This window comes from Larkinella terrae (genome assembly GCF_009668025.1).
In the GTDB taxonomy this organism is placed as follows: domain Bacteria; phylum Bacteroidota; class Bacteroidia; order Cytophagales; family Spirosomataceae; genus Larkinella; species Larkinella terrae.
The window spans coordinates 506530-523346 of record NZ_WJXZ01000006.1 but is presented as its reverse complement, the minus strand read 5'-3'; the positions used below and the strand labels follow the sequence as shown (position 1 = coordinate 523346).

At 49.1% G+C, this 16817-nt stretch carries 17 protein-coding genes and 1 pseudogene; 12 read left to right on the top strand and 6 right to left on the bottom strand.

All coding sequences use genetic code 11. The features are described 5' to 3' along the window. Positions 1 to 640: 640 nt before the first annotated feature. The 3 genes from GJJ30_RS12880 to GJJ30_RS12870 all read left to right on the top strand — a co-directional run bounded on the left by GJJ30_RS12880 (position 641) and on the right by GJJ30_RS12870 (position 3612). Complete coding sequence (locus GJJ30_RS12880; protein WP_154175557.1) at positions 641 to 1129, top strand: Lrp/AsnC ligand binding domain-containing protein; 489 nt, start codon at positions 641 to 643, stop codon at positions 1127 to 1129. 158 nt (positions 1130 to 1287) lie between these two features. Further along, positions 1288 to 2733 (top strand): Fe-S cluster assembly protein SufB, encoded by a 1446-nt coding sequence (gene sufB, locus GJJ30_RS12875; RefSeq protein WP_154175556.1) that lies wholly within the window; start codon positions 1288 to 1290, stop codon positions 2731 to 2733. 174 nt (positions 2734 to 2907) lie between these two features. Further along, on the top strand, positions 2908 to 3612 hold the full coding sequence (locus GJJ30_RS12870) for a DUF1028 domain-containing protein (RefSeq protein WP_154175555.1): 705 nt from the start codon (positions 2908 to 2910) through the stop codon (positions 3610 to 3612). A gap of 21 nt (positions 3613 to 3633) precedes the next feature. Here GJJ30_RS12870 and GJJ30_RS12865 read toward each other — a convergent pair whose 3' ends face one another. The 3 genes from GJJ30_RS12865 to GJJ30_RS12855 all read right to left on the bottom strand — a co-directional run bounded on the left by GJJ30_RS12865 (position 3634) and on the right by GJJ30_RS12855 (position 6298). After that, complete coding sequence (locus GJJ30_RS12865) at positions 3634 to 4371, bottom strand: hypothetical protein (RefSeq protein ID WP_154175554.1); 738 nt, start codon at positions 4369 to 4371, stop codon at positions 3634 to 3636. An 8-nt stretch (positions 4372 to 4379) separates the two neighbouring features. Then, the gene (locus tag GJJ30_RS12860) at positions 4380 to 5471 is read right to left on the bottom strand and encodes a serine hydrolase domain-containing protein (RefSeq protein WP_205880559.1); all 1092 of its coding nucleotides are present in this window, start codon (positions 5469 to 5471) and stop codon (positions 4380 to 4382) included. 98 nt (positions 5472 to 5569) lie between these two features. Beyond that, positions 5570 to 6298 carry a hypothetical protein gene (locus tag GJJ30_RS12855; protein ID WP_154175552.1) on the bottom strand — a complete coding sequence of 243 codons (729 nt, stop codon included), beginning with the start codon at positions 6296 to 6298 and terminating at the stop codon, positions 5570 to 5572. Positions 6299 to 6464: 166 nt separating this feature from the next. Between GJJ30_RS12855 and GJJ30_RS12850 the strand changes: the two genes are divergently transcribed. After that, entirely contained in the window at positions 6465 to 6779 is a 315-nt protein-coding gene (locus tag GJJ30_RS12850) for a DUF3817 domain-containing protein (RefSeq protein ID WP_154175551.1), read from the top strand. Positions 6780 to 6865: 86 nt separating this feature from the next. Here the strand turns inward: GJJ30_RS12850 and GJJ30_RS12845 are convergent, their stop codons facing one another. Next, positions 6866 to 7630 (bottom strand): hypothetical protein, encoded by a 765-nt coding sequence (locus GJJ30_RS12845; protein WP_154175550.1) that lies wholly within the window; start codon positions 7628 to 7630, stop codon positions 6866 to 6868. A 141-nt stretch (positions 7631 to 7771) separates the two neighbouring features. Here GJJ30_RS12845 and GJJ30_RS12840 point away from each other — a divergent pair, with 141 nt between their 5' ends. Next, entirely contained in the window at positions 7772 to 8701 is a 930-nt protein-coding gene (locus GJJ30_RS12840) for a polysaccharide deacetylase family protein (RefSeq protein ID WP_154175549.1), read from the top strand. A 160-nt stretch (positions 8702 to 8861) separates the two neighbouring features. Here the strand turns inward: GJJ30_RS12840 and GJJ30_RS12835 are convergent, their stop codons facing one another. Continuing rightward, entirely contained in the window at positions 8862 to 9272 is a 411-nt protein-coding gene (locus tag GJJ30_RS12835; RefSeq protein WP_154175548.1) for a GNAT family N-acetyltransferase, read from the bottom strand. 56 nt (positions 9273 to 9328) lie between these two features. Between GJJ30_RS12835 and GJJ30_RS12830 the strand changes: the two are divergent. The 7 genes and pseudogenes from GJJ30_RS12830 (at position 9329) to GJJ30_RS12800 (ending at position 15327) form a co-directional block, all read left to right on the top strand. Next, positions 9329 to 10693: pseudogene (locus tag GJJ30_RS12830) on the top strand (TrpB-like pyridoxal phosphate-dependent enzyme). Between the two features lie 109 nt (positions 10694 to 10802). Next, positions 10803 to 11357: a GNAT family N-acetyltransferase gene (locus GJJ30_RS12825; RefSeq protein ID WP_154175547.1), complete on the top strand. Its 555-nt coding sequence runs from the start codon at positions 10803 to 10805 to the stop codon at positions 11355 to 11357. A gap of 139 nt (positions 11358 to 11496) precedes the next feature. Beyond that, positions 11497 to 13017, top strand: coding sequence for a malate:quinone oxidoreductase (locus GJJ30_RS12820; protein WP_154175546.1), 1521 nt, complete (start codon positions 11497 to 11499; stop codon positions 13015 to 13017). Between the two features lies 1 nt (position 13018). Beyond that, positions 13019 to 13489 carry a YdeI/OmpD-associated family protein gene (locus GJJ30_RS12815; protein WP_154175545.1) on the top strand — a complete coding sequence of 157 codons (471 nt, stop codon included), beginning with the start codon at positions 13019 to 13021 and terminating at the stop codon, positions 13487 to 13489. Positions 13490 to 13584: 95 nt separating this feature from the next. After that, positions 13585 to 14487, top strand: coding sequence for a helix-turn-helix domain-containing protein (locus GJJ30_RS12810; RefSeq protein ID WP_154175544.1), 903 nt, complete (start codon positions 13585 to 13587; stop codon positions 14485 to 14487). Next, positions 14474 to 15025 (top strand): hypothetical protein, encoded by a 552-nt coding sequence (locus GJJ30_RS12805; protein ID WP_229313098.1) that lies wholly within the window; start codon positions 14474 to 14476, stop codon positions 15023 to 15025. The genes GJJ30_RS12810 and GJJ30_RS12805 overlap by 14 nt, the downstream gene beginning before the upstream one ends. Beyond that, entirely contained in the window at positions 15025 to 15327 is a 303-nt protein-coding gene (locus GJJ30_RS12800) for a DUF3817 domain-containing protein (protein WP_310588235.1), read from the top strand. Before GJJ30_RS12805 ends, GJJ30_RS12800 begins: the two co-directional genes overlap by 1 nt. Positions 15328 to 15386: 59 nt before the next feature. On the opposite strand, the gene GJJ30_RS32345 is transcribed toward GJJ30_RS12800, so the two are convergent. Continuing rightward, the gene (locus GJJ30_RS32345; protein ID WP_229313097.1) at positions 15387 to 16796 is read right to left on the bottom strand and encodes a DUF6600 domain-containing protein; all 1410 of its coding nucleotides are present in this window, start codon (positions 16794 to 16796) and stop codon (positions 15387 to 15389) included. Between the last annotated feature and the right edge of the window lie 21 nt (positions 16797 to 16817).

Below are 16817 nucleotides of genomic sequence, written 5' to 3'. Positions count from 1 at the left end.
ATTTTCCAGAATGAACTCAGGCAGCAGGAACTGAATGATAGGTAAGAAACTCTCCAAAACAAATCGGTTTGATGAAAGCACAAACCTAGAAAAATCCTACGCACTCCACAACTTTTGGATTTGATCCATTCATCCTCATTATATGTATCACTGTAATCATAGTAACAAACAACGCCGGCCTCAACCTGAGCCGGCGTGTTAAGATTACACTTCATCAACAAACTAAAAACCAATCGGAATGCAGCCGCAGAAGCAAGCTGCCGAAGCCATTAATTTTGATGTGGCCGATCAAAAATCAAGCCAAATGCTGTAGGAGGGGGACTCGAACCACCCACGGTGCGGTTAGCTACAGTACAACTTCTGGTGGTCAACCCCAGTCGCTTTTGCAAGCGGCATTATGCTGCGTTTTTCCCGTGATCACCACCCCCGAGACAGGAGGGCACGTCTGCCAATTTCGACATCCTACAAGGTAAAAGAACTGTGTTGAATCGATCTGCTGACCTGGTTGAGCGATTCAACAATACAAAGTTAATGCAAATACTAACTTATTTACAAATTCTTTATTAAAAAAATGGTAAAATTTCTGTTTTCATAAAAGATCATGTAATTTGTTGAGGATATTAAAAATTTTACCGTTCAAATGGAAAAAAATTTAGAGATTGACAATATCGATCTCAAAATCCTGACCTTGCTGATGGAAGATGCCAATATGGCCTACACTGAAATTGGTAAACGGATTTTCGTATCGGGGGGAACCGTTCACGTCCGGATGAAAAAAATGGAGCAGATGGGCATCGTGCGGGGTTCGCAACTGGTCATCGATCACACCAAATTAGGTTGGGACATTAGCGGTTTTCTGGGCATTTACCTCGATAAAAGCTCCCTCTACGAAGAGGTTGCCATTGAACTTCTGAAAATTCCCGAAGTGGTTAATATTCATTACACGACCGGTATTTACAGCATATTTGCCAAAATTGTCTGCAGGGATACGCAGCACCTGCGCGAAGTTCTTCACGATAAAATTCAGAAAGTGGGCGGTATTCAGCGAACCGAAACCTTCATCTCCCTTGAAGAGCGCATCTCCCGCCCGATTCCGTTCGGCGTCAACGTTCCACCGGATAAGGACTAACGGTTTTTCGGTCAGAACCCGGTACCCCGGCGTTTACTTTCAAAGGTTCCTCGTATAATAAGGCGAAAGTTTCCGATATTTGCCTAACCGGAAGGAACAGTCACGAAGCCCGTTTTGTTATCCTATAGACTTTTGCGTGTATTAGCCCGCAACCCATCATGAGCAAAGACGTTGAAATTTTAGAAAGCATTACCAATTCCGAGTACAAGTACGGTTTCGAGACGCTGATTGAAGCGGATGAGGCACCGGTCGGGCTGAGCGAAGACATTGTTCGGTTCATCTCGGCCAAGAAAAACGAACCGGAATGGATGCTGGAATGGCGGTTGAAGGCGTATCGGTACTGGATCACACTGACCGAACCTCATTGGACGAATCTCAAGTACCCACCGATTGACTATCAGGGACTTAAATATTATTCTGCGCCAAAGCAGAAAAAAACCGTTAACAGCCTAGACGAAATCGACCCGGAACTGCGGGCCACGTTTGAACGGTTGGGTATTTCGTTGCAGGAACAGGAACGACTCGCCGGTGTGGCCGTCGATGCCGTGATTGATTCGGTTTCGATTGCGACTACGTTTAAAGATAAACTCAAAGACCTCGGCATCATTTTCTGTTCGATGACCGAAGCCGTTCAGGAGCATCCTGAACTGGTACGAAAATACCTGGGTTCGGTAGTACCGCCCCGCGATAATTATTTTGCCGCCCTCAATTCGGCGGTTTTCTCCGACGGCTCCTTCTGTTACATTCCGAAAGGCGTTCGTTGCCCAATGGAATTGTCAACTTATTTCCGGATCAACGCGGCCGGGACCGGTCAATTCGAACGGACGCTGATCGTGGCTGACGAAGGTTCGTACGTGAGCTATCTCGAAGGTTGTACAGCCCCGATGCGCGACGAAAACCAGTTACATGCGGCTGTCGTTGAGCTGGTTGCAGCCAAAGAAGCTCAGATCAAATATTCGACGGTTCAGAACTGGTACCCGGGCGATAAGGAAGGAAAAGGCGGTATTTATAATTTCGTAACCAAGCGCGGAATTTGCGAAGGTGCTCACTCGAAAATTTCCTGGACGCAGGTGGAAACCGGTTCGGCCATCACCTGGAAATATCCGTCGGTGATTCTAAAAGGCGATTATTCGATCGGTGAATTTTATTCCGTTGCCGTCACGAACAACTACCAGCAGGCCGATACGGGAACCAAGATGATTCACGTCGGAAAAAACACGAAAAGCCGGATTGTGTCGAAAGGAATTTCGGCGGGTAAGAGTCAGAACTCCTACCGTGGTCTGGTTCAGGTGTTTAAACGGGCCGAAAACGCCCGGAACCACTCCCAGTGCGACTCCCTCCTGCTGGGTGACCGCTGCGGTGCGCATACGTTTCCGTACATCGAAGTAAATAACCAGACGGCTACCGTCGAACACGAAGCGACGACCTCAAAAATCGGAGAAGACCAGCTCTTCTACTGCAACCAACGCGGTATTCCGACGGAACAGGCCGTTGCGCTCATCATCAATGGTTATGCCAAAGAGGTTTTGAATCAGTTGCCGATGGAATTCGCGGTAGAGGCTCAGAAACTGCTGGAAATCAGTCTGGAAGGCAGCGTTGGTTAATTGTTAATTGGACTTATTGTATAGTAAAATTCAAAAGGCAGGTTTCGACTTGCCTTTTTTGTTTGTACTTTGGGATGGAAACACGGATTAAACAGATGGGACTGATTGCCCGGCTAAAACCGGTTTTGATCGGTTAAATCCATTCAACCTATGTTCCTATCAAATAGGTTTCTCATGAAATTGTTAACTATTCTCCTACTTCTCCTCTCCTTTCCCTCCTACGCCACCTGGTCTATCATTCTCGTTGACTCAAAAACCGGCGAAATCGGTATTGCCGGGGCTTCCTGCACGTACAATTGTTACGGAATTGGCCGGATTGTGCCCGGCAAAGGTGCGATCATCGTTCAGGCAATGAGCAACAACGATGCCCGCCATAGAGGTCTGGAAATGATTCGGGCGGGTTCGTCGCCCACCGAAATCATTGCCGCCCTGAAAGATCCGGCGTTTGATTTCGAAGCGCAGCAGTATGCCGTGGTTACACTAAAATACCCAGATAATTCGGCAACCTACGCGGGTTCGGAGACGCACGGGTCCAAAGGCGCTTTAACAGCTGATGGCGTATCGGTTCAGGGCAACACCTTAACGAATGAAAACGAGTTGCAGATCATTCTGAATGCGGTTTTGAAAGGTCAGAAAGAATCGCTGCGGATCGACGAAATTCTGATGCGGGCCCTGGTGGCAGGTTCCGATGCCGGTGGTGACAACCGGTGTGGTGATCAGCGCGCAACGAGTGCGTTCATCATGGTGGCCAAACCGGACGATAAACCGAACAAACCGTATCTGGAGTTGCAGTTTTTCGGCCAACCCAAAGGCGGGCGAAATGCGGTTTTATTGCTTCAGGGAAAATACGAACGCTGGAAACAGAAGCGCTCAATTTAATACGGAGAATTTCGTGAACCGCTAAAACGTCCGTCGGATTCCTACACTGATTCCCTGGTTCAGCCACGTCAACTGGCGGGGTTGATCGTACTTAAAATAGCTCACTTGATACCGGACAATGCCCTGAAAATGGCTGCTAACCTGATAGCTATACGTCAACTGCACATCGGCGATCGGACTTTTTCCAAACCAGCTCAGGTCGAATCGTTCTTTACCAAAATAAGCATAGTTCGGGCGGTAAACCGTGCTTACTACCGAAGCAAAAGCCTGTAAGTCAAGTCGATGTACTGCTTTAAATCGGTAAACCGCTCTGGCCGAAGCACCCAGCGAAAACGCGGCCGTCGCCTGCGTGGTGGCAACTTCAATGTCAGGTGAATAATTCGTTGAGTTTCCCCAAAACCGCAAGCCCGCACCGGCAAAATAGTGTAAACCATTACCAGTTTTCGTAACCGGGGAAAGTCGCCATTGATAGTTTAAGACCGCATCGACAACCCGAGTGGCCGCTTTTCTGGAAACAATGGACTGCGGATTCGCCTGAGAATAGCCGAATTCGAGTTGCCAGCGCGTGTTCACTCGCTCCTGCCCATACGTTGCCTGAACGCCCAAACCTGTCGCCCGATAAGTGTAGGGCGAATGAAAATGATCCTTGAATTGCAAAGGCGTTGCGCCAACAGTGAGTTCAACAAACTGGCTGTGTTGTTGAGCGAAAACTCCGGTAAACGACAACAGGCCCACCAAACACAGGAGCGGTTTTTTCATTGAATAATTCATAACAAAGCGGGTAAGATTTGAAACCGGATCATTCCGAAAATCTGGGCGCCAATACCGGAATTCAGGTTTCCGGCCGTCGAAACGACTACTAAGTTTTCCGAGGGCAGCACCACAATAAAATGGCCCCCGTTCCCTGATGCGTAATAAGCGGGGTAGGTCTTGTTGTTAAAATTGAAGTCCCGGCGCCACCACAAATAGCCGTATTCCTGATCGCGGAGAATCACCTGTTTTCGGGTCGACTCCGCCACCCAATCGGCCGAAATGACCTGCTTTCCCTCCCACTGCCCGTTGTTCAGGAACAACTGACCCAACTTGGCCATGTCGCGCGGCCGGATGAACATTCTGCCGCTGGTATTTACCTGTCCGGTTGGCATCCGGTCCCAGCGGATTGGACTGATTCCGAGCGGTTTCCACAAATTTTCCTCCGCAAAATCGTCTACGGTTTTCCCCGTTGCCCGTTCAAGAATGCCGCCCAAAACCGCTACGCCCCCGGTGCAATAATTCGACTTGGTGCCGGGATTCGTTTTCATTGGCAAACTCAGGATGTAGCGAATCCAGTCCGCCGACTGATACATCCTGGCTTCGTTACCAGGCGATTGAGGATCGTCATCGGCACATTCCAGACCGGAACTCATGGTCAGCAAATCCCGGATTGTCATTTGCTTTTTGGCCGCCGTCAGATTCGGCAGTGGGGCTTCCAGTGGGAAATAATCGACCACCTTTTCGTCCAGGCTTTTGATCAGTTTCCGGTCAAGGGCGATTCCGACCAGGGCTGAGGTAACGCTTTTGGTAGCCGAATAAATGTTTTCGGGAACGGATTGCGAATAACCACTGAAATAATTCTCGTAAACGAGCCTTCCATTTTTAACGATCAGCAGACTATGAATATTCCGATACTGCTCGGTTGCAATCTGATCGGTCAACTGCTCAACCGGTTTTGGATTCATTTGCTGACTTTGCAGCGAAGCCACCGCCCAGCCATCCGAGAGCTGATTTGGAACCTGATACGTATAAGTAGCCGACGGATCATCCTGCAAAGCTGTACAGCCCGCTAAACACAAGACGAAAATAGAATAGTATTTTTTCAATAGCTGGCACATTGATTTTGTTGAATTTCCGGCCAAAGGTGGGATTGTATTCGACGCAATCAAAACCAACTCACTTACCTTAACAAAATTTAACCTTTCTACCCGGCTTGTCCAAAAAAGTACATTCCCACAACCAGCGCAATCATTCCGGCCGACCAGAGCAAAACCGTGCGAATTTCCGGTTTAGGTCCGCCGGTCAACACCTTGAAACCGAGAGGAATCAGGGCAACGCAAAGCCCCGAGGTTGCCAGAACTGAAACCGCTGAACTTCCTTTGAGTACGCCCAGCATAAGCGCCGACATGGCTCCCAGCGCGACGGAACGAATCAGACCAAGTGTCCCCGATTGATAGGCGCCGATTGCCAGTACCACCCAGCCCGCCATGATGGCACCCGACAAAACCGAAACCACGTGAAAGGCTCCGTATGAGTCGGCAACGGCTTTGGTGGCCTGTTCCAGATTCTGAACCCTGACCAACTGAAATGCCAAGTGGTTGATGCCGTAATGAAACGTTCGCGCAAATAACCCCAGGATGACCAGCGTTCCGCCCCAGACCGCCCAGCCCGGTTTCGACCGGCCAATCAACTTCGCTACTGTACCAATGGCGGGCCATAACAGGATATTTCCGCTCAAAAACAGGCTGTAAGCGGTCGTGAGTTGAACCGGATGCTGGTCAAACGCTTTGAGCTGGCTGGGAAAAAAGAAGTCGAACGGAAACCGCAGGAGTTCTCCGGCCAACAATAAAAGCGGTGCAATCACCAACGATACACCACCCACCCAACGTCCTGGAAACCAGTCCTCTTCCCAATCGGACAAATTTTTATTCATTGCAAAAATTTTTCCCGAAAATAGGTAATACAAGCTACTTTGTTATACCAAATACAAAAATGGTCTGCTGAATCAATAAATGGCAATGGTCGGAAGGTGGCGTTTACGGGAATGCGGTTGTATGTTTGTATATCTGTTTGTGCTGAAATAACGTAAAGGAATCTCCATGAATTTTTCCCTCAAAACTCCACTGGGCCGTTTTCGCCTGATTGGCATTCTGGAAGGCATTTCGTTTCTGGTTCTGCTGGGAATTGCGATGCCGCTAAAATACCTGGCTGGATGGCCACATGCCGTCAAAGTGGTAGGTTGGGCGCACGGCGTGTTGTTTATTGCTTACCTGATTGCGCTGATTTCCGTAACCTTCGACCGTCGCTGGTCCATTGGCCGGGTCATTATCGCCTTTGTGGCTTCCCTGGTTCCCTTTGGAACATTCTGGCTGGAGAGTCGGCTCAAAAAAGAACAGGAGCAAACGGTTTCTTAATACCGGTTTTGTAAAGGATAATCAGGGCTTCCAGTGACGGGCTTAGACACTGATTCAAAATGCATAACGGTTTCCAATAAAAACCGCTACTTCTTTTCACTGCTCTTCGGAAGCTGTTTTTTGACCGCTTCCTGAATGATTTTGGCCGAATTGAGTAGCTTCTGGTACGCATTCAGCAATTCACTTCGCTGAGACTTCCGGACGAATATGATGTTTCGAAACTCCGTCTGGCCGAAAAAGTGCGAAATATCACTGGATTTACCGTCTGCAAAAGAAACCCGACTGATCAAATACGGGCCTACCAGATTCGTAACGGCATCCAGTTCCGCATTTTCTACCAGCGTAACGGACTCGTACGTTTTGTAGTAATCGAACAAAGCCCGCTTTAGATCCGAATTCGACATCAGCTGCATGTTACCGGTACTTTTCAGGTCCGCGAACGTAGCGTCTTCGGCCACAAAACGCGGTCGTTTCAGGATAAACCGGATCGCGTTCAGCACCTGCCGGGACGAATCCGCGGGTAGTGGCTGGCGACTGGCGGCAATCAACTGATCAACATTCTGCAGAATCTGGCGGGTTTCTTCAATCACTTCAACTAGCTGATTCTGATCGGTTTTGATATCGCTTGAGAGCCCTTTCAGGTACGTTTGTTCGACTTCTTCCTTGCGTTGCTTTTCGCGCCATTCGTCCAGAATAAATGAAATCGTGATGCTGAAAATAATCACCAGAATTTCGATCACATATTCCGGCCATTTCTCCCGCAACAGCCTGATCAATTTCCCGGAGGACGTCGGTTGCGGAGCTTGATTGGTGCCGCCGGAATCGATCCCTGAATTATTTTGAGCTTCCATCTGATCTGATTGTCAACCGTTAGTCTAACAGCCGGTTAACGGTTAGTAATTTTACTGTTTTTCCGGTATTTACCAAACACACCTTTTCCGTATATTGCCCGAAAATAGACTCAACTTAACATCGTGTTGCACGGAACGAAGATGAATAAAAAAGTCCACCGTATCGTTTTACCCCTTCTGATTTCAACCTTTACCGCTGTCGCTTTCACCTCCTGTAATCAGCAACAAAATTCAAGCAGTACCCTGAATGCAAGCGCGGCTTCGGCCGAAACACCGAAGGAAAAACCGGCGGCCGAGTCGGCAAAAACCGCTGCGCCCGAAACCGATCCGAAGACTATTCCAGCTGATAAAATTGCCGATGCGCCGACGATTATCGCCCGGAAACAGGTGCCGATTCTGTGTTACCACCAGATTCGCGACTGGCGACCGAAAGATTCGGAAAATGCCCGCAGCTACATCATGCCGATTCAGGTGTTCAAAGACCAGATCAAGATGCTGGCCGATAGCGGTTATCACTCCATTTCGCCCGATCAACTCTACGCTTATTTAACGACGGGTGCCGCATTACCCGAAAAACCGGTTCTGATCACTTTCGACGACGGCGATGAGGAACAACATACGCTTGCCGCTCCTGAACTCGAAAAACACGGTTTTAAAGGTGCATTTTTCATCATGACGGCATCGATTGGCCGTCGGGGTTACCAGCATTACATGGATAAACAGCAAATCAAAGACCTGGCCGACCGCGGTCACACGATTGGTTGCCATACCTGGGATCACCACAATGTCAAGAAATACACGGCGGCCGATTGGGTCACGCAGATTGAACAACCCACTAAAAAACTGGAGGAAATTACCGGCAAACCGGTACGGCACTTTGCCTACCCGTTCGGCCTCTGGAATCACGAAGCAACGGTTGAGTTAAAGAAACGCGGCTATCTGGGTGCCTACCAACTGGCCGAAAAGAAGCGTGACGAAGAAAATCCGTTGCTAAGTATCCGCCGGATCATCGCCAGCGGTTACTGGAGTCCAAAGACGTTGAGTAACAACATTAAGAATAGCTTCAGGTAATTTGGTATACCGAAATATACTTTATCGGCCCACGGTTTAAACCGTGGGCTTTTTGTTCACCATCAGGCTTACGGAAACCGTTTAAACGGTCCACTCTATCCAAAATCAATATTCAATTATTCCCAAGCCTAAAGTCATGGGCTCCAATTGAAAAATCCCTTCAATTAGTTAATTTCAAAACGTATTTCGAATACAGAATTTCTCCTTTGAAAAAAACCGCTCCTTCCGGCTCCATGCCAAACCGCCGGTAAAAATCGGCCGCCGAAAGCCGGGCGTCGCACCAGAGTAGCTGCGCACCTGCCTGCCGGGCTTCGTCGATAACCCGATGCAACAACTGCGTTCCAACGCCCTGACGCTGGCAGTCGGGCCGGGTGGCAAACTTCCGAAAACGGGCAACTTCCATTTCCATAAAAAGCGAAATAACGGCGACTAAATCAGTGTCCCGAAACGCCCCAAAGTGCTGCCCATCAGCGTCTTCGTCCAGCATGACATACTCCAACGGTTTTTCGGGCCAGAGAACTTCATGCCGCAGGGCGTAGGTCTCTTCCGGTTTAATTTGTCGAATCTGCATCGAATTACAACGGGTAAATTGCTAAGTTAGGGCTTCATTCCAGACTCATCTAACCAATGGCACAGAAAAAATTCATCCTGACGGAAGCCGACATTCCCGAAAAGTGGTACAACATCGTGGCCGACATGCCCAACAAACCGCTGCCGCCCCTGCACCCTGGCACCAAAGAGCCGATTGGTCCCGACATGCTCGCGCCCCTGTTCCCAATGGAATTGATCAAGCAGGAAGTTACCTCCGAAAAATGGGTCGATATTCCCGATGAAGTACGCGAAATTTATAAAATCTGACGACCCACACCGCTGTTCCGGGCCTACGGTCTGGAGAAACTGCTGGATACGCCCGCGAAGATTTACTACAAATACGAAGGTGGTAGCCCCGCCGGTTCTCATAAGCCAAACACGGCGATTCCGCAGGCATTTTACAACAAACAGGCTGGCGTCAAGCGCATTACAACCGAAACCGGTGCGGGCCAGTGGGGTAGTGCCCTGAGTTTTGCCTGTCAGTTGTTCGGCATCGAATGCGAGGTGTACATGGTGAAAGCCAGTTATGAGGGCAAACCGTACCGCAAGATCCTGATGAATACCTGGGGCGCGTCGGTTTATCCGTCGCCGTCGAACCGTACCGAAGCCGGGAAAAAAATTCTGGCCGCCGACCCCGATTCTCCGGGGAGCCTGGGCATTGCGATTTCGGAAGCCGTCGAACTGGCGTTTCAGGACGAAAATACGAAATACGCCCTAGGATCGGTGCTGAATCACGTGCTAATGCACCAGACGGTGATTGGTCTGGAAGCCATTAAACAACTGGAACAGGCCGGTGATTTTCCGGACGTGATCGTGGCTCCTTTCGGAGGTGGTTCCAATTTCGCCGGAATTTCGTTTCCGTTTCTCCGCTATAACCTGGAAGAAGGGAAGAAAATCCGCTGCATTGCCGCCGAACCGGCTTCCTGTCCCAAGCTGACGCGTGGCGTTTTTCGCTACGATTTGGGCGATACGGTGGGCATGACTCCCCTCCTGCCAATGTATACGCTGGGCCATAATTTTATTCCGGCCCCGATTCATGCGGGCGGTTTGCGTTACCACGGCGCGGGGGCAATCGTGAGCCAATTACTGAAAGACGGTTTGATTGAAGCGCAGGCTCTCAAGCAGTTAGAATGTTTCGAAGCCGGAATTAAATTTGCGCGGACGGAAGGCATCATCCCGGCGCCGGAAGCCACGCACGCTATTGCAACCGCAATTCGGGAAGCAGAACGCGCCAAAGAAGAGGGTGTTTCCAAAACCATTCTGTTCAATCTCTGCGGACACGGTCACTTCGACATGGGTGCCTACGAGCAGTATTTATCAGGCAAACTCGTCGAACACGAAGTTACGCAGGAAGAGATTCTGGCATCGCTGGCGGAACTGGATACACCGGTGATTTCCTAATCATCAACCTTTCAATATTCGGTATTCGTTATTTAATATTTTTTAAATAACGAATACCGAATATTGAATAGCGAATAACGAGGTTGAGAAACCACTATTGAAGCAATTTATGCTGGATGTAAACTTTGAGCCTTTTCCGACTTTATCGACCGACCGGCTGATTTTGAGGCAGTTTAAAACCGCTGATTCATCCGATTTATTTGTATTGCGCTCCAATCCGGAGATTATGCGGTTTATTCCCCGGCCACTGGCCCGGTCGGTTCAGGATGCAAGCCTGTTGATTCAGAGTTTCAACGAAGGCATCCGGGCAAATGAGATGATTACCTGGGCGATTGCGCTTCGAAATTCGGCTGAAGTCATCGGAACGATTGGCTTTGTTCGCATGAATAAGGCGAACTATCGCGCCGAAGTGGGCTACCTGTTACGGGCTGATTATCAGGGAACCGGCTTCATGCGCGAAGCGCTGACCGCCGTAGTGAACTACGGTTTTCGCACCCTGAAGCTCCACTCGATCGAAGCCGTTGTTGATCCGGAAAACCGGGCGTCGGCCAAATTGCTCGAACGTTGCGGATTTGAAAAAGAAGGCCATTTCAAAGAGAATAAATATTTCAACGGGCGGTTTTACGACTCCGTATTTTACTCTCGCTGGACGCCGATAGAATAAATTCCAACAGAAATTGGATTTGGCAAATGAGCCACTAAAATCACCTTTAAAAACAACAAACATTCCACAGAAGTTACCATAAAAGTTTGAATCTGATGGATTAAAAAATAGTTTTATAAGTAGATATTTGTTCTCTATTATGCCAAAAAGTAGTCGATTTATACAGAAAGATCCGGATGTTGTTCTGATCGGTGCCGGAATTATGAGCGCCACGCTTGGCATGTTGCTCAAAGAATTAGATCCTTCGTTAACGATCGAGGTTTTCGAACGGCTGGACGTGCTGGCCGCCGAAAGTTCGGATGCCTGGAATAACGCAGGAACCGGTCACTCGGCGTTTTGTGAGCTAAACTACACTCCTGAGCGGGAAGACGGCTCAATCGATATTTCCAAGGCAGTTAAAATTGCCGAGTCCTTCGAGGTTTCCAAAGAGTTTTGGGCCTATCTCGTTCAGCAAAACATTTCTCCATCCCCCCGAACGTTCATTAACGAAATTCCGCACATGAGTTTTGTGTGGGGAGAAAGTAACGTCGAATACCTGAAAAAACGCCACGACGCGCTGGATAATCACCACCTGTTCAAAGGCATGCTTTATTCGGAAGATCCGGCGCAGTTGAAAGAGTGGATACCGCTCGTCATGGAAGGCCGCGATTCGTCGGAGAAAGTGGCGGCAACCCGCATGGAAATTGGCACCGACGTCAATTTCGGCGCGTTGACCCGCGCATTATTCGACCATCTCCGAAAAATGGATGGCGTAACGATCCGGCTGGCGCACGACGTCCGGGACCTGGAACAGGAAGCGGATGGCACCTGGAAAATTACCGTAAAAAACTGGTCGACGCGGAAAAAACGCGAGCTGCGGACTCGTTTTATCTTCATTGGTGCGGGTGGCGGCTCATTGCCGTTGCTAGAAAAAGCCGACATTCCCGAAGGCAAAGGTTTTGGCGGTTTTCCGGTCAGCGGGCAGTGGCTCGTCTGCAACAACCAGGAGATTGTTGAAAAACACGAAGCCAAGGTCTACGGCAAAGCGTCTGTAGGTTCCCCGCCGATGTCGGTTCCGCACCTCGACACCCGCATGATCGACGGTAAAAAGGCACTTTTGTTCGGTCCTTACGCCGGTTTTTCGACTAAATTCCTGAAAAACGGCTCGTTCATGGATTTACCGCTTTCGATCAAAGCCAATAACTTGTTGCCGATGATGGCCGCCGGAATTCACAATATTCCGCTGACGAAATACCTGATCGATCAGGTTCGGCAATCGCCGGAAGATCGGCTGGAAGCGTTGCGGGCGTATTTTCCAGAAGCCAAAATGGACGATTGGGATCTGGAAATTGCCGGACAGCGGGTGCAGGTCATCAAGAAAGACCCCGAAGAAGGCGGTATTCTTGAGTTTGGCACCGAAGTCGTTTGCGCTGCCGACGGGTCCATTGCGGCCTTACTAGGCGCGTCACCGGGTGCCTCGACCTCCGTTTCCATCATGCTTGATCTGCTGAAACGGTGTTTTCCGACAAAAATCAATTCGGCAGCCTGGCAGAGCAAATTGAAGGAAATGATTCCGTCGTACGGGCAATCGCTGGCAACGGATTCGGAACTGGCTTACCAGACTCGTGCCTGGACGAGCGAAGTGCTGGAGTTGAAAGTTACCGAACTGGCCCAATCCTGATATGGTTCCCGGAAATGCAATTCGTTTTGAGTCGGTAATCGACCGGTTTACGTCTCAAAACGGAATGCATTACATCGATGTACCCGACGAAGTGGCGCAGCCATTTACCAGCCCAACTCCGCTTAGGCTGGTTTGTTTGTTAAACGGTAAACTTGAGTTTCATTGTGCGTTGCGGCCCAAAGGAAACGGTTCGTTTTATATCAGCATTGGCACTCCTATTCGGCAACAATTAAAACTACGCCCGGGCGACAAAGTGCAGGTCGTTATCTGGAAAGATGACAGTGAGTACGGTAGAAAAATGCCCGAGGAATTGCAGGAGCTACTGACGATTGATGAAGAAGGAAACCGGTGTTTTCAGGCATTAAAACCCAGCGAACAGCGGGGCATTATTTATTACGTCGATGGCGCAAAGAATAATCAGATTCGGGTTGACCGGGCCATTAAAATGATTGATCGTCTAAAAAAGAAATAAACAATTTTCAGTCATCTTTTTATTGAAAGAAAGCCGTACTTGAAATCGAAGTACGGCTTTTATATTTGCCTTCATTCCGATTGAATCAACGCAACATGAGTGATATAAAGTTGTACGATACCCGGGCCTTCACGGCAACATTCATGCCTTCCGACGAATTAAATGCGATTCTAAAAGGCGACATCGGGAAGTTTTTCGCTGTTCGCGTTGAAGACATGTACCGCCATGTTCATCGGGCCGTTCCGGCTTCCCGCTCCACCATTCACTCCTGCTTATTCATTACCGAAGGGGAAGCGAGCATCAAAATCGGGAGCGAATTGTTTACGATTCATCAGCACGAGATGCTGATTGTACCGGCCGGGCAGGTTTTTTCATTTGAAGAAAATGAAGTCAATAAAGGGTATTTATGCGGTTTTCATACGGATTTTTTGCTCGAAAAATTCGGGAATAGCGTGGTAAAAGACTTTGATTTTTTAAGAGTCTGGGGCAATCCAATGATCAAACCGGACCCGGATTCTGCCCGGTTTATCGAACAGGTTATGCATCGGCTTTTATTTGATTATTCCCGGTCCGGACTCCGGAATCCCGAACTTCTTCAGGCGTACCTGCTGGCCCTGCTGTGCGAAATAAACCGGGTCTATCGACCGGTATCGGTTGGCAACCCGACTTCATCCGTTGCGATCACAAACCGCTTTCGCGAACTCCTCTTCTCCATGATTCGAACCAAACACCTGGTTTCGGATTACGCTTCGCTGCTGAATATTACCCCCAATCACCTTAATAAAACCGTGAAGGCCATGACCGGGAAGTCACCAACGAAATGGATCGATGAAACGATTCTGCTCGAAGCGAAAGTCTTGCTTTGCCAAACCTCCCTGTCGGTCAGTGAAATAGCTTTTGAAGTCGGCTTTGGTGACTCCTCGTATTTTACCCGGTTGTTCAAAAAATACGAAGGCCGGACGCCAACCGAATTTCGCCGAATGATTGAAAAGTCCTGAAAACCGCCTGCTCCATCCTAACGATCTTCTTTGGGTACATGGATCTTTGCATCAACCAATGCAACAAGTTATGTACCCCATTTTATTGATTGTCCATTCTGCTTTCCGCTGGCTGGTTCTGGTTAGTCTTTGTTACGGAACTTACCTGGGCATAATAGGCTGGGGCCGAAAAACGTCATTCACCAAATCAGCCAATTTCGTTCGCCATACGACCGCGACCATTGCCCATATTCAATTGGTAATTGGTTACACCCTGTATTTTAACAGCCCAACTATTGCCTATTTCCGATCCCATTACAAAGAAGCCAGCCAACAATTTGACCTTCTGTTTTTCGGCCTGATTCACATTATTTTAATGACGCTGGCAGTCATTTGCGTTACCATTGGCTCAGCCGCTTCAAAAAGAAAAGAGCTGGATAGAAGCAAATTTAAAACGATGACCATCTGGTTTAGCCTGGCGTTGATTCTCATTTTTATAGCCATCCCCTGGCCGTTTTCTCCGCTGGCAAACCGGCCTTATTTTCGCGCTTTTCACTGATGAAATTCTTAAACACTAAAATCGGACGCTTACGGCTCATCGCCTTTCTGGAAGGCATTTCACTCCTCGTATTAATTGGCATTGCCGTCCCTTTAAAATACGCGAACAACGACCCTTCGCTTGTCAAAATGATGGGGCCGGTTCATGGGTTATTATTCCTGCTGTTTGTGATCAATACACTAAGTTTTGGAATTGAACATAAATGGAAATTTATGGACACGACCTGGAAAGTTATTCTCGCGTGCTTCATTCCGTTCGGGACGTTTTATATTGACTATAAAATCCTTTCCAGAGTCGGATAAAAAAACCGGGTAATGACCAATTGGCCACCACCCGGTTTTTCGAATTGAATTTTCAGTTGTTATTGCGGACCCCGGCGATGTCCGAATCCGCCTTCCCGGCCGGTAGAATTCTGACGTTCCTGAGAATGGCGGGGAACCTGATCTATTGAACGGGGCTGAGCCTGCTCCCGACTCCGCTCCGACCGCTGAAAACCGCCTTCATTTCCGCCACCGTTCCAGGAACGCTCCATCCGGCTCGAACGGTCGGGCTGCTGGAATCCCCGGTTTTCAGTCTGACGATCGCCTGAAGGAGTACTCATGCCGGAATTATAACCCGGGTTACTGCGGTTCTCCGAAGGCGTTTCAAACCGATTGGGACTGCTCCGATTTCGGTTACTAAAATCCGGGCGATCAAACCCATTTGACGAATTACCCGAATTGGATCGGTTATTGAAATCCGGACGGCCCGAATTGTCCGTATTGGAACGATTATTAAAGTCCGGGCGGCTTGAGTTATCGCCGTTCGAGCGGTTGTTGAAATCCGGCCGATTCGAATTGTCATAGTTCGGACGGCTATTAAAATCCGGACGATTTGAATTGTCATTATTCGAGCGGTTATTGAAATCCGGCCGATTTGAATTGTTATAGTTCGGGCGATTTGAATTACCATCGGTTCGGTTTGACCGGTTTGAGTTCGGATAATTTCCGGCCATGTCACCCCGATTATTTCGGTTGTAACCGCCGTTGCCGTTGTAATTACCCAGGTTACCCGAGCGGTTATTATCATATCCACCACGCGCCCCGTAGGTTCCGCGACGGGCCAGATCGTTCGCCCGGTAAACCGGCACACTTTGACGGGTGTAGCGTTCAATTTCTTCCCGGCGCGGGCCATACCCGTACGAGCGGTTGTTGTAACGATACACGTTGTTAATGATCGTGGTATTGTGGTATACATTTACCACCCGCGTGCGGGGAATACAGTAGTTGTAGACCCGGGGGCTGGTAAAATAGATCTGTGGTACGAATGTCCAGTAATTGAACGGCAGATTGATGTTTACGTTGATGCTCATGCCCGGACCCAGCGGAGCCCAGCCGTAATAACCGCCACCGGAGCGCCAGCTAACCCAGGCAGGCCCCCATTCGCTGTCGGGAATCCAGATCCAGCGGCCGTAGTAATCGTCGAACAGCCAGCGTCCGTAATGAAACGGCGCCCAACCCCAGTCATAATCCGAGACCCAGGTGTTCCCGTATTCGGTAACCGCCCAATGGCCATTGGTTGCATAAGGTTGAAAGTCGCCCGGCACATCCGGCATCCAGACCTGGCCATAGGTAGAATTGGGAACCCACTGCCCGTAAGGCGCCAGATCGTCGTAAAAAGATTCAATTGGAACATCGACACCGGGTTGGGCCATCGTTTTTTGAGGGACAATCAGTGCGAGTATAAAGAATATGATCAACCCAAAAGCCGGTATGATTTGTCGTGTTTTCATGGCCCATCGAGCGTTAAAAGT